The sequence below is a fragment of the Streptomyces mabaensis genome (assembly GCF_053763515.1).
Map to the genome: position 1 here is coordinate 65130 of NZ_JBSOPZ010000013.1, position 21723 is coordinate 86852.

General features: G+C 70.5%; 22 protein-coding genes. 10 read left to right on the forward strand and 12 right to left on the reverse strand.

What is annotated here, in order from left to right; genetic code table 11:
* Positions 1-12 precede the first annotated feature (12 nt).
* The 5 genes from folP to ACWV17_RS13985 all read left to right on the forward strand — a co-directional run bounded on the left by folP (position 13) and on the right by ACWV17_RS13985 (position 3021).
* Positions 13-876 (forward strand): dihydropteroate synthase, encoded by an 864-nt coding sequence (gene folP, locus ACWV17_RS13965; RefSeq protein ID WP_455359933.1) that lies wholly within the window; start codon positions 13-15, stop codon positions 874-876.
* Positions 873-1331, forward strand: coding sequence for a nuclear transport factor 2 family protein (locus ACWV17_RS13970; protein ID WP_455353692.1), 459 nt, complete (start codon positions 873-875; stop codon positions 1329-1331). The genes folP and ACWV17_RS13970 overlap by 4 nt, the downstream gene beginning before the upstream one ends.
* A 191-nt stretch (positions 1332-1522) precedes the next feature.
* Positions 1523-1882 carry a dihydroneopterin aldolase gene (gene folB, locus ACWV17_RS13975; RefSeq protein ID WP_455353693.1) on the forward strand — a complete coding sequence of 120 codons (360 nt, stop codon included), beginning with the start codon at positions 1523-1525 and terminating at the stop codon, positions 1880-1882.
* Positions 1879-2490 (forward strand): 2-amino-4-hydroxy-6-hydroxymethyldihydropteridine diphosphokinase, encoded by a 612-nt coding sequence (gene folK, locus ACWV17_RS13980; RefSeq protein WP_455353694.1) that lies wholly within the window; start codon positions 1879-1881, stop codon positions 2488-2490. Before folB ends, folK begins: the two co-directional genes overlap by 4 nt.
* 51 nt (positions 2491-2541) lie before the next feature.
* Positions 2542-3021, forward strand: a complete 480-nt coding sequence (locus ACWV17_RS13985) for a DUF3180 domain-containing protein (protein WP_455359934.1) — start codon at positions 2542-2544, stop codon at positions 3019-3021.
* 38 nt (positions 3022-3059) lie between these two features.
* Here ACWV17_RS13985 and folE read toward each other — a convergent pair whose 3' ends face one another.
* From folE to dacB, 6 genes are all read right to left on the reverse strand, one after another.
* Positions 3060-3665: a GTP cyclohydrolase I FolE gene (gene folE, locus ACWV17_RS13990; RefSeq protein WP_455353696.1), complete on the reverse strand. Its 606-nt coding sequence runs from the start codon at positions 3663-3665 to the stop codon at positions 3060-3062.
* A gap of 139 nt (positions 3666-3804) precedes the next feature.
* On the reverse strand, positions 3805-5838 hold the full coding sequence (gene ftsH / locus ACWV17_RS13995) for an ATP-dependent zinc metalloprotease FtsH (protein WP_455359935.1): 2034 nt from the start codon (positions 5836-5838) through the stop codon (positions 3805-3807).
* Positions 5839-6046: 208 nt separating this feature from the next.
* Entirely contained in the window at positions 6047-6586 is a 540-nt protein-coding gene (hpt, locus tag ACWV17_RS14000; RefSeq protein ID WP_455353841.1) for a hypoxanthine phosphoribosyltransferase, read from the reverse strand.
* A 50-nt stretch (positions 6587-6636) separates the two neighbouring features.
* Positions 6637-7653 (reverse strand): tRNA lysidine(34) synthetase TilS, encoded by a 1017-nt coding sequence (gene tilS, locus ACWV17_RS14005; protein WP_455353698.1) that lies wholly within the window; start codon positions 7651-7653, stop codon positions 6637-6639.
* Between the two features lie 175 nt (positions 7654-7828).
* On the reverse strand, positions 7829-8950 hold the full coding sequence (locus ACWV17_RS14010) for a zinc-dependent metalloprotease (RefSeq protein WP_455353699.1): 1122 nt from the start codon (positions 8948-8950) through the stop codon (positions 7829-7831).
* A gap of 81 nt (positions 8951-9031) precedes the next feature.
* Complete coding sequence (dacB, locus tag ACWV17_RS14015; protein WP_455359936.1) at positions 9032-10492, reverse strand: D-alanyl-D-alanine carboxypeptidase/D-alanyl-D-alanine endopeptidase; 1461 nt, start codon at positions 10490-10492, stop codon at positions 9032-9034.
* A gap of 86 nt (positions 10493-10578) precedes the next feature.
* Here dacB and ACWV17_RS14020 point away from each other — a divergent pair, with 86 nt between their 5' ends.
* Together ACWV17_RS14020 and ACWV17_RS14025 are read left to right on the forward strand one after the other, a co-directional pair.
* A complete protein-coding gene (locus ACWV17_RS14020; RefSeq protein ID WP_366075609.1) occupies positions 10579-11073 on the forward strand; it encodes an inorganic diphosphatase in 495 nt (164 codons plus the stop codon).
* Between the two features lie 203 nt (positions 11074-11276).
* The gene (locus ACWV17_RS14025; protein ID WP_455359937.1) at positions 11277-12953 is read left to right on the forward strand and encodes a threonine/serine ThrE exporter family protein; all 1677 of its coding nucleotides are present in this window, start codon (positions 11277-11279) and stop codon (positions 12951-12953) included.
* A 39-nt stretch (positions 12954-12992) separates the two neighbouring features.
* On the opposite strand, the gene ACWV17_RS14030 is transcribed toward ACWV17_RS14025, so the two are convergent.
* Complete coding sequence (locus ACWV17_RS14030) at positions 12993-13685, reverse strand: DedA family protein (RefSeq protein ID WP_455359938.1); 693 nt, start codon at positions 13683-13685, stop codon at positions 12993-12995.
* A gap of 177 nt (positions 13686-13862) precedes the next feature.
* On the opposite strand from ACWV17_RS14030, the gene ACWV17_RS14035 reads away from it, so the two are divergent.
* Genes ACWV17_RS14035 through ACWV17_RS14045 form a run of 3 tightly spaced genes read left to right on the forward strand, consistent with a single transcriptional unit; the run spans position 13863 to position 16966 of the window.
* Positions 13863-14228 carry a YbjQ family protein gene (locus ACWV17_RS14035; RefSeq protein ID WP_455353703.1) on the forward strand — a complete coding sequence of 122 codons (366 nt, stop codon included), beginning with the start codon at positions 13863-13865 and terminating at the stop codon, positions 14226-14228.
* On the forward strand, positions 14225-15517 hold the full coding sequence (locus tag ACWV17_RS14040; RefSeq protein WP_455359939.1) for an ion channel protein: 1293 nt from the start codon (positions 14225-14227) through the stop codon (positions 15515-15517). Before ACWV17_RS14035 ends, ACWV17_RS14040 begins: the two co-directional genes overlap by 4 nt.
* A gap of 12 nt (positions 15518-15529) precedes the next feature.
* Positions 15530-16966 carry a glutamate decarboxylase gene (locus ACWV17_RS14045; RefSeq protein ID WP_455359940.1) on the forward strand — a complete coding sequence of 479 codons (1437 nt, stop codon included), beginning with the start codon at positions 15530-15532 and terminating at the stop codon, positions 16964-16966.
* Positions 16967-17000: 34 nt separating this feature from the next.
* Here the strand turns inward: ACWV17_RS14045 and ACWV17_RS14050 are convergent, their stop codons facing one another.
* From ACWV17_RS14050 to ACWV17_RS14070, 5 genes are all read right to left on the reverse strand, one after another.
* Positions 17001-17789: an ABC transporter permease gene (locus tag ACWV17_RS14050; protein ID WP_455353706.1), complete on the reverse strand. Its 789-nt coding sequence runs from the start codon at positions 17787-17789 to the stop codon at positions 17001-17003.
* Positions 17786-18805 (reverse strand): ATP-binding cassette domain-containing protein, encoded by a 1020-nt coding sequence (locus ACWV17_RS14055; protein WP_455359941.1) that lies wholly within the window; start codon positions 18803-18805, stop codon positions 17786-17788. The genes ACWV17_RS14050 and ACWV17_RS14055 overlap by 4 nt, the downstream gene beginning before the upstream one ends.
* A gap of 89 nt (positions 18806-18894) precedes the next feature.
* Positions 18895-19536, reverse strand: coding sequence for a PadR family transcriptional regulator (locus ACWV17_RS14060; RefSeq protein WP_455359942.1), 642 nt, complete (start codon positions 19534-19536; stop codon positions 18895-18897).
* A gap of 16 nt (positions 19537-19552) precedes the next feature.
* Positions 19553-20104, reverse strand: coding sequence for a DinB family protein (locus ACWV17_RS14065; protein WP_455359943.1), 552 nt, complete (start codon positions 20102-20104; stop codon positions 19553-19555).
* A gap of 115 nt (positions 20105-20219) precedes the next feature.
* Complete coding sequence (locus ACWV17_RS14070) at positions 20220-21677, reverse strand: aldehyde dehydrogenase family protein (RefSeq protein ID WP_455353709.1); 1458 nt, start codon at positions 21675-21677, stop codon at positions 20220-20222.
* Between the last annotated feature and the right edge of the window lie 46 nt (positions 21678-21723).

Here is a 21723-nt window from a genome sequence, read left to right on the forward strand (position 1 = left end):
TAGTCTGGAGGCATGAGTACGTTGCGTGGGCGCGGCCGGGTCGAGGGGCTGCCGCAGTGGGACCGGTGTGCGGTGATGGGGGTCGTCAATGTGACGCCCGACTCCTTCTCCGACGGCGGCCGCTGGTTCGACACCACCTCGGCGGTCAAGCGCGGCCTGGAGCTGGTGACCGAGGGCGCCGACCTGGTGGACGTCGGAGGTGAGTCCACCCGCCCCGGTGCCTCCCGCGTCGACGAGGACGAGGAACTGCGCCGGGTCGTCCCCGTCGTCCGGGGCCTCGCCTCCGAGGGCGTCACCGTCTCCGTGGACACCATGCGCGCCTCCGTCGCCGAGCGGGCCGTCGCCGCCGGCGCGGTCCTCGTCAACGACGTCAGCGGCGGCCTCGCCGACCCCGCGATGGTCCCGGCGGTCGCCGCGGCCGGCGTCCCGTTCGTCGTCATGCACTGGCGCGGCTTCAGCCAGGACATGAACAGCCGGGCGGTGTACGGCGATGTGGTGGCCGAAGTCACCTCGGAACTCCGCGCCCGGATGGACGCCGTGGTCGACGGCGGCATCGCCCCCGAGCGCATCGTCATCGACCCGGGCCTCGGCTTCGCCAAGGACGCCGGGCAGGACCTCGCCCTGGTCGCACACCTCGACGCGCTGCACGAGCTGGGCCGCCCGCTGCTGGTGGCCGCCTCCCGCAAACGGTTCCTCGGGCGCGTACTCGCCGGGGAGGACGGCTCTCCGCCGCCTGCCCGGGAGCGCGACGCCGCCACGGCCGCCGTCTCCGCGCTCGCCGCGCACGCCGGCGCCTGGGCGGTACGGGTCCACGAGGTACGCGCGACGGCGGACGCGGTCCGGGTGGCGCGGGCCGTCGAGGGCGCTGCCCGGTGAACCCTCCCCGTACCGACGTCGAGCAGATCGAACAGGCCAACACCGCCTTCTACGAGGCCATGGAGCGCGGGGACTTCGAAGAGCTCTCCGACCTCTGGCTGAACGACGACACCGCCGAGATCTCCTGCGTCCACCCGGGCTGGCCGGTGCTCTCGGGACGGGGCGAGGTGCTCCGCTCGTACGCGCTGATCATGGCGAACACCGACTACATCCAGTTCTTCCTGACCGACACCAAGGTCACCGTCGCCGGCGACACCGCCCTGGTGACCTGTACGGAGAACATCCTCAGCGGCGGTCCCGCCGAGGAGGCCGGCGAGCTGGGCCCGCTCGTGGGGCAGCTGGTCGTCGCCACCAATGTGTTCCGCCGCACACCGGACGGGTGGAAGGTCTGGTCTCACCACGGCTCCCCGGTACTCGCCGAATCCGACGAGGAAGAGGGCGACGAAGCACCCTGACGAGTGGGTATGGGCCTGTGGAGGGTTGGATTCCGGGCCGCCGGGTATGGGCGGCTACCAGCTCCGCCACGCCCTGTCCATAGCCCCCGCGGGCAAGGACTGTCGGTGCCCGCAGGTAGATTCGAATAAGGGTGGTGCGCCGACCGCACTCGGCCCAGCCCGTGTGAACTACGAAAGCAGGAGTGATTCGCGTGGATCGTGTCGCGCTGCGCGGCCTCAAGGCCCGCGGGCACCATGGCGTCTTCCCCCGGGAGCGCGAGGAAGGCCAGACCTTCATCGTCGACCTGGTGCTCGGCCTGGACACTCGCCCCGCGGCGGCCGACGACGACCTGGCGAAGACCGTGCACTACGGCGTGGTGGCCGAGGAAGTCGTGGACGTCGTCCAGGGCGAACCGGTCGACCTGATCGAGACCCTCGCGGAGCGGATCGCCCAGCAGTGCCTCAAGCACGAGGGCGTCCAGGAGGTCGAGGTGGTCGTGCACAAGCCCGACGCCCCGATCACCGTGCCGTTCGACGATGTGACCATCACCATCACACGGAGCCGAGTATGACTGCGTTTTCTGTCGAGGGGCAGAGCGACCCGACCGTACAGCCGGTGCCTGCCTCCGTGGTGGAGCAGGTGGACGCGGCCGATGTCACCCTGTCCAACCCGAAACGGGCCGTGATCGCCCTCGGCGCCAACCTGGGCAACCGGCTGGAGACGATCCAGGGCGCCATCGATGCCCTGGAGGACACGCCGGGCCTGCGGGTCAAGGCGGTCTCGCCGGTGTACGAGACGGAGCCGTGGGGCGTCGACCCCGGGTCCCAGCCCTCGTACTTCAACGCGGTCATCGTCGTGAAGACCACCCTGCCGCCCAGTTCCCTGCTGGAGCGCGGTCAGGCCATCGAGGAGGCCTTCGACCGGGTGCGCGAGGAGCGCTGGGGTCCGCGCACGATCGACGTCGACATCGTCGCCTACGCGGACGTGGTGTCCGACGACCCGCTGCTCACCCTCCCCCACCCGCGCGCCCACCAGCGCGCCTTCGTCCTGGCCCCGTGGCACGACGTGGAGCCGGAGGCGCACCTGCCGGGTCACGGGCAGGTCGGCGACCTGCTGGCCGGCCTCGGCCGGGACGGTGTCGCGGCGCGCGCCGATCTGGAACTCCGCCTGCCCGAGTAGTCGTTAGCCTGTGGGGCTGCGGCTCCACCAACGACCAAAGGGAAAAGCTTCGTGAAGCAACTACGCCTCGGTGTGCTGGCCGGTCTGTTCGTGGTGGCCGGGGTGCTGTCCTGGGCGGGCGCCCGCCTGTGGAACTCGGTCGGCGACCTGCCCAGCGTCCCGCTCGCGGCCCCCATCGTGCTGGCCGTGATCGCCGCCGTACTGCTCGCGACGGCACTCTCGCTGCGCGCGCGGCTGAAGGCGCAGCGCGAACGGCGCCCCGGCGCGAAGGGCGTGGAGCCGCTGATGGCCGCCCGCGCGGTGGTTTTCGGCCAGGCGAGCGCCCTGGTCGCGGCCCTGGTCTGCGGGATGTACGGCGGGACGGGCCTCTTCCTGCTGCTGGACGGCCTCGACGTCCCGGCCCGCCGCGACCAGGCCGTCTACGCGGGCTTCGCGGTCCTGGCGGGCGCGGCCGTCGTAGCGGCGGCGATGTTCCTGGAGCGGGTCTGCAAACTCCCGGAGGACGAGGGCGACACGATGACCCCGGCCTAGGTCAATCCTGCGGGCCCATCGGCGCGCCGGCGCCGGCGTCAGTTGGACATGATCAGGCTCATCGCCTCGTTGCGAGTGGCGGCGTCCCGCAGCTGGCCCCGCACCGCGGAGGTGATGGTCTTCGCGCCCGGCTTGCGGATCCCGCGCATCGACATGCACATGTGCTCGCACTCGATGACCACAATGACGCCGCGCGGCTCCAGGATCTCCATCAGCGAGTCGGCGACCTGGGTGGTCAGCCGCTCCTGTACCTGGGGCCGGCGGGCGTAGACGTCGACGAGCCGGGCCAGCTTCGACAGTCCGGTGATCTTGCCGCTGGTGGCCGGAATGTAGCCGACGTGCGCCACTCCCCGGAACGGCACCAGATGGTGTTCACAGGTCGAGAACACCTCGATGTCCCGGACCAGCACCAGCTCGTCGTGGCCGAGGTCGAACGTCGTGGTCAGGACGTCCTCGGGCTTCTGCCACAGCCCGCCGAATATCTCCTTGTACGCGCGGGCCACGCGGGCCGGTGTTTCGCGCAGGCCCTCGCGGTCCGGGTCCTCGCCGACCGCGATGAGGAGCTCGCGTACGGCGTTCTCGGCGCGCTTCTCGTCGAACTCGCCGATCGTGCCCTCGCCGTCCAGCGTCACCGGGTCGGTCATCTGTGCCTCGTTCCTGTGCGTTCACGTGCGGCGGTACGAAAAAAGGGGAGCGGCGAAAAATGGCCGCGTCCCCCAGGCTAGAACCTGGGGGACGCGGCATTCATTCCGGCCCCTGGGGGCCCCGGGACCGGGTCCCGGTTCAGCTCTCGGGGCGCTCCTCGGGGACCACCTCGATGACCTTGTCCGCCGGGGCGGCCGTGACCGCGGGCGTGGCGCCGTTCGCACCGTTGGTCAGCGACAGTTCCTTCGGGGAGAGCACCGGCGGCCGGGTGGAGGGCGTACGCCGCGACGAGCCGGTCCACGCCGGGCGGGCCGGGCGCTTCACGATCGTCGAGAAGACCTCGGCGATCTCCTCCTTGTTCAGCGTTTCCTTCTCCAGCAGCGCGAGGACCAGGTTGTCGAGAACGTCGCGGTTCTCGACGAGGATCTCCCAGGCCTCGTTGTGCGCGGTCTCGATGAGCTTCTTGACCTCTTCGTCGACCAGCGCCGCGACCTCTTCCGAGTAGTCGCGCGGGTGGGACATCTCACGGCCCAGGAACGGCTCCGTGTTGTCACCGCCGAACTTGATCGCGCCCAGCCGCTCGGTCATGCCGTACTGCGTGACCATCGCGCGGGCCGTGGCGGTGGCCTTCTCGATGTCGTTCGCGGCACCCGTGGTCGGGTCGTGGAAGACGAGCTCCTCGGCCGCGCGCCCGCCCAGCATGTACGCGAGCTGGTCGAGCATCTCGTTGCGCGTGGTCGAGTACCTGTCCTCCTCCGGCAGCACCATGGTGTAGCCGAGCGCCCGGCCGCGGGACAGGATCGTGATCTTGTGGACCGGGTCGGAGTTGGGCGAAGCCGCCGCGACCAGGGCGTGTCCGCCCTCGTGGTACGCGGTGATCTTCTTCTCCTTGTCGGACATGATCCGGGTCCGCTTCTGCGGGCCCGCCACCACCCGGTCGATCGCCTCGTCCAGGGAGTGGTTGTCGATCAGCTTCTTGTCGCTGCGCGCGGTGAGCAGCGCGGCTTCGTTCAGCACGTTCGACAGGTCCGCGCCGGTGAAGCCGGGCGTCCGCCGGGCGACAGCGCCCAGGTCGACGTCCGGGGCGACCGGCTTGCCCTTCTGGTGGACCTTGAGGATCTCCAGCCGGCCCTGCATGTCCGGGCGGTCGACGGCGATCTGCCGGTCGAAGCGGCCCGGGCGCAGCAGCGCGGGGTCGAGGATGTCGGGCCGGTTGGTGGCGGCGATCAGGATGACGCCGCCCTTCACGTCGAAGCCGTCCATCTCGACGAGCAGCTGGTTGAGCGTCTGCTCACGCTCGTCGTGGCCACCGCCGAGACCCGCACCGCGGTGCCGGCCGACGGCGTCGATCTCGTCGACGAAGACGATCGCCGGAGCGTTCGCCTTGGCCTGCTCGAAGAGGTCACGGACACGGGAGGCACCGACACCGACGAACATCTCGACGAAGTCGGAACCGGAGATCGAGTAGAACGGCACACCGGCCTCGCCCGCGACGGCGCGCGCCAGCAGCGTCTTGCCCGTACCGGGCGGGCCGTACAGCAGCACACCCTTCGGGATCTTGGCTCCGACGGCCTGGAACTTCGCCGGCTCCTGCAGGAACTCCTTGATCTCGTAGAGCTCCTCGACCGCCTCGTCGGACCCCGCCACATCGGCGAATGTCGTCTTCGGGGTGTCCTTGGTGATCAGCTTGGCCTTGGACTTCCCGAACTGCATGACCCGGGAGCCGCCGCCCTGCATCTGATTCATCAGGAACAGGAAGACCACGACGATGAGGACGAAGGGCAGCAGCGAGAGCAGGATCCCGAGGAACGGGTTCTGCTTGTCGGGCTTGACGGAGTAGCCGTCGCTGATCTGCCCGCCCTCGGACTTGGCCTGCAGGTCCTTGGCGAGCTCGGCGCCCTGGTCGCCGATGTAGCTCGCCTGGAACTTGTCGCCGGACTTCTCGCCCTCGAGCTTCTGGCCGTCCTTGAGGTCGACCTTGATCATCTGGGAGTCGCCGGTTGTCAGTTCGGCGGACTCGACCTGGTTCTTGCTGATCGCCTGGATGACCTTGCTGGTGTCCACCGTCTTGTAGCCGCCGGACTGGCCGACGACCTGCATCAACACGACCACGGCGAGGACGGCCAGCACGATCCACATGACCGGCCCACGGAAGTATCGCTTCACGTCCATCCATACGGGGCGGTGATCGCCCCGTCCCTCCTGCCCGTAGGTAAATGCTGCTGTGAGAAAAGACTGTTCTTCGGAAGGTACCCCAGCTTTGTCACCCGCGACTGCACGCTGCGGCTGCCAAAGCGTCCTTCCCCTGCTCCAACGGCGGGAAATGGGTGAGGGTTCCCCGGAGGTTCTCCGAAGCCTCCCCGCAGGACGGTTCCGGCCCTCAGCCGCCGTAGACGTGCGGCGCGAGGGTTCCCACGAAGGGGAGGTTCCGGTACTTCTCCGCGTAGTCCAGGCCGTACCCGACGACGAACTCGTTCGGAATGTCGAAGCCGATCCACTTCACGTCGATCGCGACCTTCGCGGCATCCGGCTTGCGCAGCAGGGTGCAGACCTCGAGCGAGGCGGGCTGACGCGAACCGAGGTTCGACAGCAGCCAGGACAGCGTCAGACCCGAGTCGATGATGTCCTCGACGATCAGGACGTGCTTGTCCTTGATGTCGGTGTCCAGGTCCTTGAGGATCCGGACCACGCCCGAGGACTGGGTGCCCGCGCCGTACGAGGACACCGCCATCCAGTCCATGGTGACCGGGGTGGACAGCGCACGCGCGAGGTCCGCCATCACCATCACGGCGCCCTTCAGGACGCCGACGATGAGCAGGTCCTTGCCCGCGTACTCCGCGTCGATCTTGGCGGCCAGCTCAGCCAGCTTCGCGTCGATCTCTTCCTTGGTGATGAGCACCGACTTGAGGTCGGCACCCATGTCCTTCTCGTCCACGTACGTCACTTTCCTGGGGGGTTCGCCCTGGCGCTTCAGCCCTGCCGAATGACAAGTCTGCCACCCTGCCGCCGCGCCTCCACCCGGCCGGGGAGGCTGATGGCCCCCTGGCCGCGCCAGCTCGTGATCAGCCGGTCCATCTCCGCGATGTGCCGGGCGAAGAGCGAGCCGGCCGGCGAACCGGCCGCGATGGCGGCCTTGCGCAGCACCCGGCGGCGGACGGCGGGCGGCAGGGCGAAGAGCTTGGCGCAGTCGAGCTGCCCGGCTCCGTCGCGTACGGAGGCGTCCGCGTCGGCGGCCCAGGCGTCCAGGGCGTCGGCATCGTCGCGGGAGAGCTGAGCGGTGCGGGCGAGCGCCTCGATGACGCCCTTGCCCAGCGCCTTCTCCAGCGCGGGCAGGCCCTCGTGGCGCAGCCGGGAGCGGGTGTACGCGGGGTCCGCGTTGTGCGGGTCGTCCCAGACGGGCAGCGACTGGACCATGCAGGCCTTGCGGGCGGTCTGCCGGTCGATCCCCAGGAAGGGGCGGCGGTAGCGGCTCTCGCAGCCGGGGCCGCCGGAGACGGAGGCCATGCCGGACAGGGAGCGGATGCCGGAGCCGCGGGCGAGGCCCAGCAAAACGGTTTCGGCCTGGTCGTCACGCGTGTGGCCGAGGAGTACGGCGGCGGCGCCGTGGCGCTGTGCGGCCTCGTCGAGGGCGGCGTACCGGGCGTCGCGGGCGGCGGCTTCGGGGCCGCCGTCGCGGCCGACGGTGACGGCGACCGACTCGGCGGGATGCAGCCGCAGCGCGGTCATGCGCGCGACGACCTCGGCGGCCCGCAGATCGGAGCCGGCCTGGAGGCCGTGGTCCACGGTGATACCGCCGGCGCGGACGGAGAGTTTGGGCGCTTCGAAGGCGAGCGCGGAGGCGAGCGCCATCGAGTCGGCGCCGCCGGAGCAGGCGACCAGCACGAGGGGCGTCGCGCCGGGCTCGTGCGGCTGGAAGTCGGTCAGGACGTCGTGGAGTACGCGGCGGACCGCCAGGCGTATCGCTGCGACCGCAGGATGGGGACCCATGTCCGGTGCCCTTCGGTGAAGTTGTGGGGTGCCACGGGGGGCGGATCAGTCACTCAGAGTGTGTCGATGGTGACAGAACCGAGCCGTTCCCCGAGCATCGCACGCCTATCCATCGCCCACGGTCCCTCGGATGGGTGATTGGGGAGGCGTTCTCCTGCCGTCGGCAGCGTCCCCGTCACGACTCTGCTTTACGGTGCACCCGCGCGACCCAGTCCGCCGGTTTGGCGATCTCGGCCTTGGTGGGAAGCGTGTTCGGCGAGGTCCAGACCCGGTTGAAGCCGTCCATGCCGACCTCCTCCACCACGGCCCGTACGAACCGCTCGCCGTCCCGGTACTGACGGAGCTTGGCGTCCAGGCCCAGCAGCTTGCGCAGGGCCTGGTCGAGGCGGCTGGCTCCGCTGGCCCGGCGCTGCTGGAACTTCTCCCGGATCTCGGCGACGGAGGCCACGACGTCCGGTCCGACCCCGTCCATCACGAAGTCCGCGTGGCCCTCCAGCAGGGACATCACGGCGGTCAGCCGGCCCAGGATCTCCCGCTGGGCCGGGCTCTGCACCAGCTCGACGATCGACCGGCCGTCCTCGTCGTCGTCGCGCGGGCCGGCGAGCGACTGGGCGGCCTCCCTGAGCCGTTCCAGGATCGTCATCGGGTCGACCTCGGTCAGGTCGAGGAATGACTGGATTTCGCCCTCGAGGTGGTCGCGCAGCCACGGCACGCCCGTGAACTGGGTGCGGTGGGTCTCCTCGTGCAGGCAGACCCACAGCCGGAAGTCGTGCGGGTCGACGTCCAGCTCACGCTCGACGTGCACGACGTTCGGGGCGACGAGCAGCAGCCGGCCGCCGCCGCGCTCGGAGCCGGGGAGGTCGCGCGAGGCGGGGGCGAAGGTCTCGTACTGACCGAGCACGCGCGATGCCAGGAACGACAGCAGCATGCCCAGCTCGACGCCGGTCACCTTGCCGCCGACCGCGCCCAGGACCGCGCCACCGGCGGTGCCGCCCCGGCGCTCCTGCATCTTGTCCAGGAGTGGCCGCAGCAGCTGGCGGAAGCCCGCCACGTTCGCCCTGACCCAGCCGGCCCGGTCGACGACGAGGACGGGGGTGTCCTCGGCCTCGGTGCCCTCCGGGATCATGCGGGTGAACGAACGGACGTGTTCTTCCGAGGACTTGGCATGCCTGCGCAGCTCCGCGACGACGGCGCGGGCCTCGTCACGGGTCACCTCCGGACCGGGCCTTACCAGCCGGGTCGCGGTCGCCACCGCAAGATTCCAGTCGACCATCTCCGCACCACCGATGCTCGTCATGCGTCAACCGTACGTGCTCGGGTCCGTGGGCGGTGAGGTGTAGGACCCGGCTTCGTCCCCGTCCGGTCCCCTAGGGGCGACCTAGGGGACCGTGGTGACCGTTGCGGCCAGTCGGTCCAGGGCCGACTGGGCGGCGTCCTTGCCCGGGGTCCCCGAAGCCATGAAGGCGAACGCGAGCAGTCGTCCGTGTGCGTCCACCACCGTGCCCGCGAGGGTGTTCACGCCGTTCAGCGTGCCGGTTTTGGCGCGCACCAGCCCGCCGGCCGGGGAGCCGTCCTCGTACCGGCCGCTCAGCGTGCCGGTGAAGCCGGCCACCGGGAGGCCGGTCAGCACCGGGCGCAGCTCGGGGCGGGCCGGGTCGGCGGCGCGGACGAGGATGGCGGTGAGGAGGGCGGCGGAGACCCTGTCGTCGCGGTTCAGTCCGCTGCCGTCGGCGAAGCGGGTGCCCTTGGTGTCGAGCCCGAGCTCCCGCAACTCTGCGGCCACCGCCTTCTCCGCGCCCGCGAAGCCGGCGGGCTCGCCCGCAGCAAGGGCGGTCTGGCGGGCGAGGGCCTCGGCGATGTCGTTGTCGCTGTACGTCAGCATCCGCTCGACCAGGGCCGACACCGTCGCGGACAGGGTCTTGGCCAGGGGTTTCGCGGTGGCGGCCGGTTTCCCGGGGGCCGGGTCGCCGGTGGTACGGACGCCGCGCTCGCGGAGCATGGCGGCGAAGGCGCGGGCCGCGTCGCCGGCCGGGTCGGCGGTACGTTTCGCCACTCCCGCGTAGGAGTCGTCGAGCCGGCCCTCGTCGGCCATGAGCGGGGTGATGGGGGCGATGTTCTCGTTGCCGGCGCCGATGGGGTGGTACTGCGGGCCCGAGTAGAGCGAGGTGTCGTAGGCGAGCGTGACCCGGGTGATGCCGCGGCCCTTGAGGGCGCGGGCGGTGTCGTCGGCCAGGGCGTGCAGGCTCGCGCCGTCGTCGCCCGCGGGCGTGCGGGCCTTGCCCGCCTCACCGGGCTTGCGGGCCGTCAGGGTGGGGTCGCCGCCACCCACGAGCACGATGTCCTTGGCGCCGGCTCCGGGAGCCGCCATGACGGTCGTGGCGATACGGTGGTCCGGGCCGAGGGCGGAGAGTGCGGCCGCCGCCGTGGCGATCTTGACCGTGGAGGCCGGTGTCATGGCCTGCCCCGCCCCGGCGCCGTACAACTGCCGGCCCGTGGCGGTGTCCACGACCGAGGCGGTCCGCAGGGTGCCGAGCGCGGGGACCTTCATCAGGGGCGCGAGCGCGGCGCCGAGCGCGCTTGGGCCGGCCGGCGGGACCGCGGGTGCGCCGAGGACGGAAAGCACCCCGGGGGCGCTCGGGGCGGGGGCGGGCACGCGGGCGCCGGACGCGCCGCGGCCGTGATGTCCGCCACCCGTACGGTCCTGGGACACGGCCCACTGCCGCTCGGCCTTACGCTGACCGGAGTCCCAAGGGCCTGCCGCGGTCACCGCCCCGGCCGAAAGGGCGAGGCCGACCACGGCGGCGCCCGTCGCGAGTTGCCACGTTCTGATCACTGGCACCTCGGACCAGCCCCTTTCGCGATCACTCATGTGCGTGAGGGACACTTAATCACCCGAAGTATGTGCTGATCATGGAGGAGCCACCCGTGGAGTTCGACGTCACCATCGAGATCCCGAAGGGTTCGCGGAACAAGTACGAGGTGGACCACGAGACCGGTCGGATCCGCCTGGACCGTCGACTCTTCACTTCGACCAGCTACCCGGCCGACTACGGCTTCGTCGAGAACACCCTCGGCGAGGACGGCGACCCGCTGGACGCGCTGGTCATCCTGGACGAGCCGACCTTCCCCGGCTGCCTCATCAAGTGCCGCGCGATCGGCATGTTCCGGATGACGGACGAGGCCGGCGGCGACGACAAGCTGCTGTGCGTGCCGGCGTCCGACCCGCGCGTCGAGCACCTGCGCGACATCCACCACGTGTCGGAGTTCGACCGCCTGGAGATCCAGCACTTCTTCGAGGTCTACAAGGACCTGGAGCCCGGCAAGTCGGTCGAGGGCGCCAACTGGGTCGGCCGCACCGAGGCGGAGGCCGAGATCGAGGCCTCGTACAAGCGCCTGCAGGCCCAGGGCGGCAGCCACTGACCGAGCCCCTGCGGCTCGCACGACGTGACGGCGGGCGGTGCACCCCAGCGGGGGCGCGCCGCCCGCCGGTGCGTCTCACCTCCCCGTACGGCTTCTCGTACTGCTCCCGGGGGTGCGGCGCCCGGTGAGGTAACCGTGGACATACTGGGCATGCGGAACGTGCAGCACCGCTCAGGAACGGTCGGCACGGATGAAGGAGTGTGTTGGTGGCGGAGCCGGAAGGGCCCGAGGACCGCAAGCCACAGTCGGACGAGGCGCACAGCGCCTTCGCGTCGCCTGCCGGGGTCGATCAGCCGGCGGTGGCCGAGGAGGAGCATCCGACCTCGGAGTTCGCCATTCCGGCCGGGGTGGCCGCTGAGCCGTCCGCCGAGGCGGCCGCCAGAGCAGCCGGCAGAACCGAGGGGTCGGCCTTCGCACCGCCCAGCACGTACAGCGCGCAGCACGCGCATCCCGCCTTCACTCCCGCCCACGGCTTCCCCACGGTCAGGCTGACCAAGGAGGCGCCCTGGCAGGACCGGATGCGGGCGATGCTGCGCATTCCGGTGGGCGAGCGGCCCCTGCCCGAGGTGGTGCAGAAGCAGGGCGACACCGGCCCGGCCGTGCCGCGCGTGCTGGACCTGACGCTGCGTATCGGTGAACTGCTGCTGGCGGGCGGCGAGGGCGCGGAGGACGTGGAGGCGGCGATGTTCGCCGTCACGCACGCCTACGGCCTGGACCGCTGCGAGCCCACCGTCACCTTCACCCTGCTGTCGATCTCCCATCAGCCCTCACTGGTCGACGATCCGGTGACGGCCAGCCGGACCGTGCGCAGGCGGGCCACCGACTACACCCGGCTGGCGGCCGTGTTCCGGCTGGTCGCGGACATCAGCTCTGAGGACGTCGAGGTCTCGCTGGAGGAGGCGTACCGGCGGCTGGCGGAGATCCGGCGCAACCGGCACCCGTACCCCGGCTGGGTGCTCACCGCGGCCAGCGGGCTGCTGGCGGGCGCCGCGTCCACGCTGGTCGGCGGTGGCGTGGCGGTGTTCCTCGCCGCGGCGGTCGGCGCGATGCTCGGGGACCGGCTGGCGTGGCTGTGCGCGGGCCGCGGGCTGCCGGAGTTCTACCAGTTCGTGGCCGCGGCGATGCCGCCCGCCGCGATGGGCGTCGCGCTGACCCTCGCGCATGCGGACGTCCGCGCCTCCGCGGTGATCACCGGTGGCCTGTTCGCGCTGCTGCCCGGAAGAGCCCTGGTCGCGGGCGTCCAGGACGGCTTGACCGGCTTCTACATCACCGCGGCCGCCCGGCTGCTCGAAGTGATGTACCTCTTCGTCGGCATCGTCATCGGCGTGCTGCTGGTGCTCTATCTGGGCGTGCAGCTGGGCGCCAAGCTGGATCCGGACGCGGCGCTGACGATCACCGAGCGCCCGGTGGTGCAGATCCTGGCCTCCATGGTGCTCTGTTTCACCTTCGCGATCCTGCTCCAGCAGGAGCGCAGCACGGTGCTGATGGTGACGCTCAACGGCGGCATCGCCTGGATCATCTACGGGGCGTTGCACTACGCGGGCGGAATTCCGCCGGTGCCCGCGACGGCCGTCGCCGCCGGACTCGTCGGCCTGTTCGGGCAGCTGTTCTCGCGGTACCAGTTCGCGTCCGCCCTGCCGTACGTCACCGCCGCGATCGGCCCGCTGCTGCCGGGGTCCGCGACGTACTTCGGGCTGCTCGCCATCGCCCAGAACCGGTTGGACGCCGGACTGGTCTCACTCACCAACGCGGCCGCGCTGGCCATCGCCATCGCGATCGGCGTGAACCTGGGTGGGGAGATCTGCCGGCTGTTCATCCGGCTGCCGGGTGCGGCCAGCAGGGCGGGCCGCCGCGCGGCCAAGCGGACGCGCGGCTTCTGACCCGTTCGTACGAGTGCCGGTGGTGGTTCCTGCTCCGGGTCAGCGCTTGGCGTGGCGGCCGCGCTGCGCCGGGGGCGTGTCGCCCTCCTGCGGGCTCTGGTCAGCCGCCTTCCTGGACTTGCCGCGAGCCCGCAGGAGCTCGATCGCGATCGGGAGCACCGAGATCAGCACGATGAGGATGAGGATCGCCTCGATGTGCTGGTGGACGAAGTCGATCTTGCCGAGGGCGGCGCCGAGCAGCGTGACGCCGGCGCCCCAGAGGATGCCGCCGATGACGTTGAACGTGACGAACGAGCGGTAGTTCATCCGGCTCACACCGGCGATGATCGGCGTGAACGTACGCACAATCGGCACGAAACGGGCCAGCACCAGCGACTTCGGGCCGTACTTCTCGAAGAAGTCGTGGGCCTTCTCGACGTTCTCCTGCTTGAAGAACCTGGAGTCCGGCCGCTTGAACAGCGCCGGGCCGACCTTGCGGCCGAAGAGATAGCCGACCTGATCGCCTATGACCGCCGCGAACACGATCAGCGTGCACACCAGCCAGAGCGGATAGTCCAGCTTGCCGGCCGTCACCAGCAGGCCGGTGGTGAACAGCAGCGAGTCGCCGGGCAGGAAGAAGCCGATGAGCAGCCCCGACTCCGCGAAGACGATGACGAGGACACCGATCAGGCCGAAGGTGCCGATCAGAAAGTCCGGGTCCAGCCAGCTCGGTCCGAGCGCAAGCGTATTCACGGGTTCCGGGCTCCTGGATCGGTCGTCTGTGTGAGGCGGGCTGCCCAAAGCTATCAACGCCATGTGACTCTGCCAGGTTCCAGTCCACCACATGCCGGCCCACCAGGTGCCGGCCCACCGCCCGGGATGCAGGGTGGGCGCACCGGTACGAAGCTGTGCCCCAGGAGGTGGATGCCCATGAGCATCGACGACTACGGCGGCGGACAGGGACTCCAGTCGGACGTCCTGGTGGTGACGACCAATGATGTGCCGGGCCACCAGGTGCAGCAGGTCATCGGAGAGGTGTTCGGTCTGACCGTACGCTCCCGGCACTTGGGCAGTCAGATCGGCGCCGGCCTGAAGTCGATGATCGGCGGCGAGCTCAAGGGGCTCACCAAGACGCTGGTGGAGACCCGGAACCAGGCAATGGAGCGGCTGGTCGAGCAGGCCCGGGCGCGCGGCGCGAACGCCGTGCTGATGTTCCGCTTCGATGTGACGGAAGCGGCCGACGTCGGCACCGAGGTCTGCGCGTACGGCACAGCCGTCGTGATCTCCAAGCTGTGAGCGGGCGCGTACGGACCGGGGCGCCCGGCCCGTACGCCGCCCGGCCCGCCCCCGCGCGCACCCTGCTGCCGCTGATCCTGCCGTCCCTGGTGGTCGGCGTCGTGGCGAGCCTGGTGCTGCTGGGAGTGAGCGCGGTCGCGGAGAGGTTGCGCGACGTGCTCTGGGAGACCCTCCCGGACGCTCTGGGTGTCGGTCGCTATTCCTCGCTCTGGGTGATCGTCATGCTCACCGCGACCGGCTTCGCGGTGGGGCTGGTGGTGTGGAAGGTGCATGGGCACGCCGGTCCCGATCCCGCCACCACCGGACTCGTCGATCCCCCGATCCCGCACGGCGTCGTGCCCGGCCTGCTGCTCGCCGCCGTCCTCGCGCTGGCCGGCGGGGTCAGCCTCGGGCCCGAGAACCCGATCACCGCCGCCAACATCGCCCTCGCCTACTGGCTCGGCAGCCGGGCCATGCCGCGGGTCCCGGGCGCGCTCTGGGTCTCGCTCGCGGCGGCCGGGACGATCGGCGCGCTGTTCGGCACTCCCGTCGCGGCCGCACTGGTCCTCTCCGAGGCGCTCACCGCTCAGCCGGGGCCCGGATCGCTGTGGGACAAGCTCTTCGGCCCGCTGATCGCCGCCGGCGCAGGGGCGCTGACCACGACGCTGATCGCGCGTCCGACGTTCGATCTCGGGCTGCCCGCCTATCCGGGACCGCACTGGGGGGACGTGCTGGCGGCCATGGTGATTGCCTCGGTGGCCGCCGCGCTCGCCCTGGCCGCCGTGTACGCATTCCCGTACGTCCACCGGACGTTCCGCCGGCTGAAGCACCCGGTGCTGACGCTGACGGCGGGCGGGCTGGTGCTCGGGCTGCTCGGCGCGCTCGGCGGCCGCCTCACCCTCTTCAAGGGCCTGGACGAGCTGAAGGAACTCGCCGCCGACCCCGAGGACTACTCCGCCGGGCGGCTGGCGCTGCTCACCGTGGTGAAGGTGGTGGCGCTGCTGATCGCCGCGGCCTGCGGCTTCCGCGGCGGCCGGATCTTCCCGGCCATCTTCGTCGGCGCCGCCCTGGGCCTGTGCGCCCACGCGCTCGTGCCGTCCGTGCATCCAACCCTGGGTGTGGTCTGCGGCGTGCTGGGCGTCCTCCTCGCGATCACCCGGCAGGGCTGGCTGAGCCTGTTCACCGCGGCGGTGCTGGTCTCCGACGCCACCGTGATTCCCCTCCTCTGTATCGCGACACTCCCGGCCTGGCTGCTGGTCACCGGCCGCCCCCAGATGCAGCTTCACGACGACGGCACCCCACTGCGATAGGAGACAGCGGACATGGCGCTTCACAGGGGCGGCACCCGCCGCGACGAGAGCGACGAGCGGCGCCGGCTCGCCCTCAACCCCTTCTACGGCCAGGCGAATCCGGTGGGCGGGATGACCACCGCCCCGCCCAAACACCGGCTCCCGGACAGCCCGCTGCCGCCCGCCACCGCGTACCAGCTGGTGCACGACGAGCTGATGCTCGACGGCAACGCCCGGCTCAATCTCGCCACCTTCGTCACCACCTGGATGGAGCCGCAGGCCGGTGTGCTGATGGGTGAGTGCCGGGACAAGAACATGATCGACAAGGACGAGTACCCGCGCACCGCCGAGCTGGAGCGGCGCTGCGTGGCGATGCTCGCCGACCTCTGGAACGCCCCGGACCCGTCGACGGCCGTGGGATGTTCGACCACGGGGTCCAGTGAGGCCTGCATGCTGGCGGGCATGGCGCTCAAGCGCCGCTGGGCGCAGCGGGCCGCCACCCGGAAGGAGGGCGGCCGCTATCCCGGGACGGCCCGGCCGAATCTCGTCATGGGCGTCAACGTCCAGGTGTGCTGGGACAAGTTCTGCAACTTCTGGGAGGTGGAGATGCGGCAGGTGCCCATGGAGGGCGACCGTTTCCACCTCGATCCCGAAGCCGCGGCGGCGCTGTGCGACGAGAACACGATCGGAGTCGTGACCGTGCTCGGGTCCACCTTCGACGGTTCGTACGAACCGGTCGCCGAGGTCTGCGCCGCGCTGGACGCCCTCCAGGAGCGCACGGGCCTCGACGTACCGGTGCATGTGGACGGTGCCTCCGGCGCGATGGTCGCCCCCTTCGTCGACGAGGATCTGGTCTGGGACTTCCGGCTGCCGCGGGTCTCCTCCATCAACACCTCGGGCCACAAGTACGGACTCGTCTACCCGGGAGTCGGCTGGGCGCTGTGGCGTTCGCCCGCCGAGCTCCCGGAGGAACTGGTCTTCCGGGTCAACTACCTGGGCGGCGACATGCCGACCTTCGCCCTCAACTTCTCCCGCCCCGGCGCCCAGGTGGTGGCGCAGTACTACACCTTCCTACGGCTGGGCCGGGAGGGCTACCGGGCCGTCCAGCAGACGACCCGGGAAGTGGCACGCGGCCTCGCCGACCGGATCGAGGAGATCGGCGACTTCCGGCTGCTCACCCGCGGCGACCAGTTGCCCGTGTTCGCCTTCACCACAGCGCCCGACGTGGCGAGTTTCGACGTCTTCGACGTGTCCCGCAGACTGCGCGAGCGCGGCTGGCTCGTGCCCGCCTACACCTTCCCCGAGAACCGCACCGACCTCTCCGTCCTGCGCGTGGTCTGCCGGAACGGCTTCTCGGCCGACCTCGGCGCGCTCCTGCTGGAGGACCTGGAGCGGCTGCTGCCCGAACTGCGCAGGCAGCCGCACCCGTTGGGCCCGGACGAATCCGTGGCGACCGCCTTCCATCACTGACCGGCGGGGCGGCCGCGACCAGCGACCCGCGCCTTCAGTGGCTGAGCCGCCTGAACCGCCCGACCGCCAGCGGGAAGAAGACCGCCACCAGTGCCACCGGCCACACCACCGCCAGCAGCCCCGCGTGCTCGGCCGGCCAGGAAGTGCCCGCGGCGCCCGGGTTGCCGAAGAGGTCACGTACCGCTGTGGCCGTCGCCGACATCGGGTTCCACTCCACGAACGCGCCCAGCCAGCCCGGCATCGACTCCGGCGTGGCGAAGGCGTTGGAGAGGAAGCCGACCGGCCAGACCAGGATCTGTACCGCCTGCACCATCTCCGGCCTGCCCGCCACCATCGCCAGATGGATGCCGATCCACAGCATGGCGAACCTCAGCAGAAGCAGGAGCCCCACCGCCCCCAGGGCCGCGCCCGCCCCGCCGTGCCAGCGCCAGCCGATCAGCAGCCCGACCCCGATCATGACCAGCAGGCTGAGCGCCGACTGCAGCATGTCCGCGAGACTCCGGCCGACCAGCACGGCCGACGAGGCCATCGGCATCGACCGGAACCGGTCGATCACGCCCTTGTTGAGGTCCTGGGTGACGGCGAGCATCGTCGCCTCCAGGCCGAACGCCATGGTGAGGGTGAGCATCCCCGGTACCAGGAACTCGACGTAGTCGCCCGCGACGCCCTTCCCGCCGCCGACCAGATAGCCGAACATCAGCAGCAGCATCACCGGGAAGACCAGCCCGACGACGACCTGCACCGGCTGCCGTGCCCAGTGCGCCAGTTCCCGCCTGGTCATGGTCCAGGAGTCGGCGACCATCCAGCCCACCGTCGTGCTCATGCGGCGACCTCCTTCGTCTGCCCGTCCTGCGCCTGGCCGTCCTGTGCCTGCCGGCCCTCTGTCTGCCGGTCCTGCGTGAGGTGCAGGAACACCTCGTCGAGCGTGGGCCTGCGCACCGCGATGTCCTCCGGCTCGATTCCGGCCGCCCGCAGCGCCCGTACGGTCTCGGTGAGGGCGGCCATCCGGTCGCGGGCCGGCGCGCTGACCATCCGCCGGTCCTCGTCGGTGTCGACCTGGTCCGCCCGCGCCGCCATGCCGATCACCGAGGCGGCGGCGGCCAGTTGACCGGCGTCGTGCAGCACGACGTCGATCCGGTCCCCGCCGACCTTGCCCTTCAGCTCGTCCGGTGTGCCGTCGGCGATCACCCGGCCGTGGTCGATCACCGCGATCCGGCCGGCGAGCTGGTCGGCCTCCTCCAGATACTGAGTGGTCAGCAGCACGGTCGTACCGCCCCCGACCAGCGCGCGCACCGCGTTCCACACCTCCGTACGGCCACGCGGGTCGAGCCCGGTGGTCGGCTCGTCCAGAAAGAGGATCCGCGGCTCCCCGCCGGGACACTCACCGATGAGCGAGGCCGCCAGGTCCAGCCGTCGCCGCATACCGCCGCTGTACTGCTTGACGGCCTTGCGCCCGGTGTCCGCGAGCCCGAACCGCGCCAGCAGCTCGTCCGCCCGTACGCCTGCCCGGCGGGCGCCGAGATGGTGCAGCCGGCCGAACATCTCCAGGTTCTGCCGGCCGCTCAACTCCTCGTCCACCGCCGCGTGCTGGCCCAGGAGTCCGATCCGCCGCCGCACCTGGACGGCGTCGCGGGAGACGTCGTACCCGGCGACCTCCGCGCGGCCTGCGTCGGGGCGCAGCAGGGTGGACAGGATCCGTACGGCCGTGGTCTTGCCCGCCCCATTCGGCCCGAGCACGCCGTACACCATGCCGCTCTCGACGGTCAGGTCGAGACCGTCCAGCGCGGGCTTGTCCCCGTACCTCTTGCGCAGTCCCTCGACAATGATCGCGTGCGTCACGCCCAGCTCCTCCCACCGGCCAACAAGCAGTAGTCAAACTTGACTACCCACCCAAGCTAAGCGGCGCGGAGCTCATTAGTCAAACTTGATTACGTCTCATCCCCGGGATCCGGGACCCCCGTGGCGTAAGGGTTCACCTCGCCCTCGGCGAGCACCCCCACAAAAGCCTCCCCCTCGCCCGCGAAGGTGTACGCCCCGCCCTCGATCCGCTCGATCAGGCCGCGCGTCCACTCGGCGCCGCCGTCCGCCGAGTGGACCCACATGTTCATGATTTCGCCGATGTGGCCGAGCTGCTCGGGGCCGTCCTCCGGGGTGTAGTACTCCGTGACCGCCGCCCGCCACTCCTCCAGGCGCCGCACCCGCTCCTTGAGCAGGGCAGCCGCCTCCGACCTCTCCAGGTCTACGATGAACCCGACGCCCGCCGACAGCACGTCCATCTTCTGGTCGTACGCCGTGAGGGCGTCGCGCAGCAGCGCGAAGAACTCCTCGGTGCCCTGCTCGGTGATCTCGTACTCGGTACGCGGCGGACCGCCCACCGTGCTCGGCGCGACCTCGTGCGCGCGCAGGAGTCCCTGCTTCGCCATCTGCTTCAGCGCGTGGTAGATCGAGCCGGGCTTGGCGTTCGACCACTCGTGCGCGCCCCAGAACTCCAGGTCGTTGCGGACCTGATAGCCGTGCGCCCGCCCGTGCTGACGGACCGCACCGAGCACCAGAAGCCGGATCGCGGACATCCACCTACCCCTTTAGTCAACTTTGACCAGGGTACCCCTGCTCCTCCGCCACCAGGTCGAACGCACCCTTCCCGTCCAGCGACTCCCGGACGATGTCCGCGTGCCCGGCGTGCCGGCCGATCTCCTCGACGAGGTGCAGCATCAGCCAGCGCATCGACACCGAGGCGTCCTTGGGATACCAGGGGGCCTCGGGCAGCGGGAAGGTGTCATCCAGACTCGGCACCGAGCGGATGAAGTCCTCCGTCTCCTTGGCCACGCCCTCCCAGAAGGCCAGCATCGCCGGGACCGACTCCCCCTCCACCAGCCGGAAGCTGTCGTCCCAGGTCTCCTCGGTGCGCTCCCTCTCGTTGGGGCGCTGCTGCGCCAGCCGGAGCCAGCCCAGCTCGGTCTCCGCGACATGCTTGAGCAGTCCGGACAGACTCAGCTCACTGGCGCTGGGCCGGCTCGCGGCCTGCTCCTCGGACAGTCCGAGGAGCGAGCGGCGGATCGCGCCGCGCTGCGCCTCGACGAAGGAGAGGAGCGCGCCGCGCTCGTCGCCGGGTGCCTCTGCGGGAACGTGGGTGACCATGGTGTCCGTCCTTCCGGGAAGCTCGGGTGGGCGGCGTCCTGCCGTCCTGACACCCACCAAGCTACGGACCCTTGCGGACAGTTTCTGTCCTCAACTCGCCAGCCGGGGTGGCCGATCAGAACGGGAACCGCGTGCGCCCGTGCTGCACCGAGATCCACTTCTGCGTGGTGAACGCCTCCACCGTCGCGTCCCCGTTCAGCCGGCCGATCCCGGAGTACTTCTCCCCGCCGAAGGCCACCAGCGGCTCGTCCTGGATCGTCGAGTCGTTGACGTGGATCATGCCCGTCTCGATGCGTTTGGCGAACCGCACGCCCCGCTCGACATCGCCCGTGTGCACCGCCCCGCTCAGCCCGTACGGGCTGTCGTTGGCGATCCGCACCGCCTCGTCCTCCCCGTCGAACGGCACCAGCACCACCACCGGACCGAAGATCTCCTGCCGCAGCAGCGGCGAGTCCTCCGGCAGCCCGGCCAGTACGGTCGGCTCGACCAGGTTGCCGCGCGTCCGCCCGAGTACGAGTGCCGTTGCCCCCTGCGCCAGCGCCTCGTCCACCAGACCCGTCAGCGCCTCCGCCTGGAAGGAGTTGATGACCGGGCCGATGTGGGTGCCGGGATCGCGCGGGTCGCCGGTCTTCAGCGCCTTGACCCGGGCGACGAACTTCTCGGTGAACTCCTGCTCGATCCTGCGGTCCACCAGGATGCGGTTGGCTGCCATACAGACCTGGCCCTGGTACACGAAGCGGCTGAACACCGCCGCGTCCACGGCGTAGTCGACGTCCGCGTCGTCCAGCACGACCAGCGCGCTGTTGCCGCTCAGCTCCAGGATCGCCCGCTTGAAGTGGCTGCCGGCGACGGCCCCGACGTGCCGGCCGACGCGGTCCGAGCCCGCGAACGAGATCACCTTCGGCACCGGGTGCGCGATGAGCGCGTCGCCGATCTCCGCGATGTCGGTGACCAGCACATTGAGCAGCCCGGCGGGCAGCTCCGCGTCCTCGAAGATCTTCGCGATCAGACCGCCGCCGACCACCGGGGCGTTCTGGTTCGGCTTGATGACGACGGCGTTTCCGAGAGCGAGCGCCGGCGCGACCGATTTCATCGTCACCAGGAACGGGAAGTTGAAGGGGCTGATGACGCCGATGACACCGACCGGCAGCCGGTAGACGCGGTTCTCCTTGCCGTCCACCGGCGAGGGCAGGATCCGGCCCTCGGGGCGCAGCGCGAGCTGTATGGCCTCGCGCAGGAACTCCTGGGCGAGATGGACCTCGTACGCCGCCTTGAGCCGCGTCCCGCCGAGCTCGTCGATGATCGCCTCGACGATCTCGTCCTCGCGCTCCTCGGTGATTCTGAGCGCGCGCTCGAAGACGAGCCGTCTGCTGTACGGATTGGTCTCCGCCCAGGGCTTCTGCGCCCGCTCCGCCGCCCGGTAGGCCTGATCGACCTCTTCGACCGTCGCCACCGTGATGGCGGCGAGCTTCTCCCCGTCGTACGGGTTGAAGTCGATGATGTCCCACGAACCGCTGCCGGTCCGCCATTCGCCGTCTATGTACTGGTGGGCCAGATCGGTGAAGAAGGACATCTCATCCCTTACTTCGGGTGCGCGTACCTGATGAACCATCATCGTA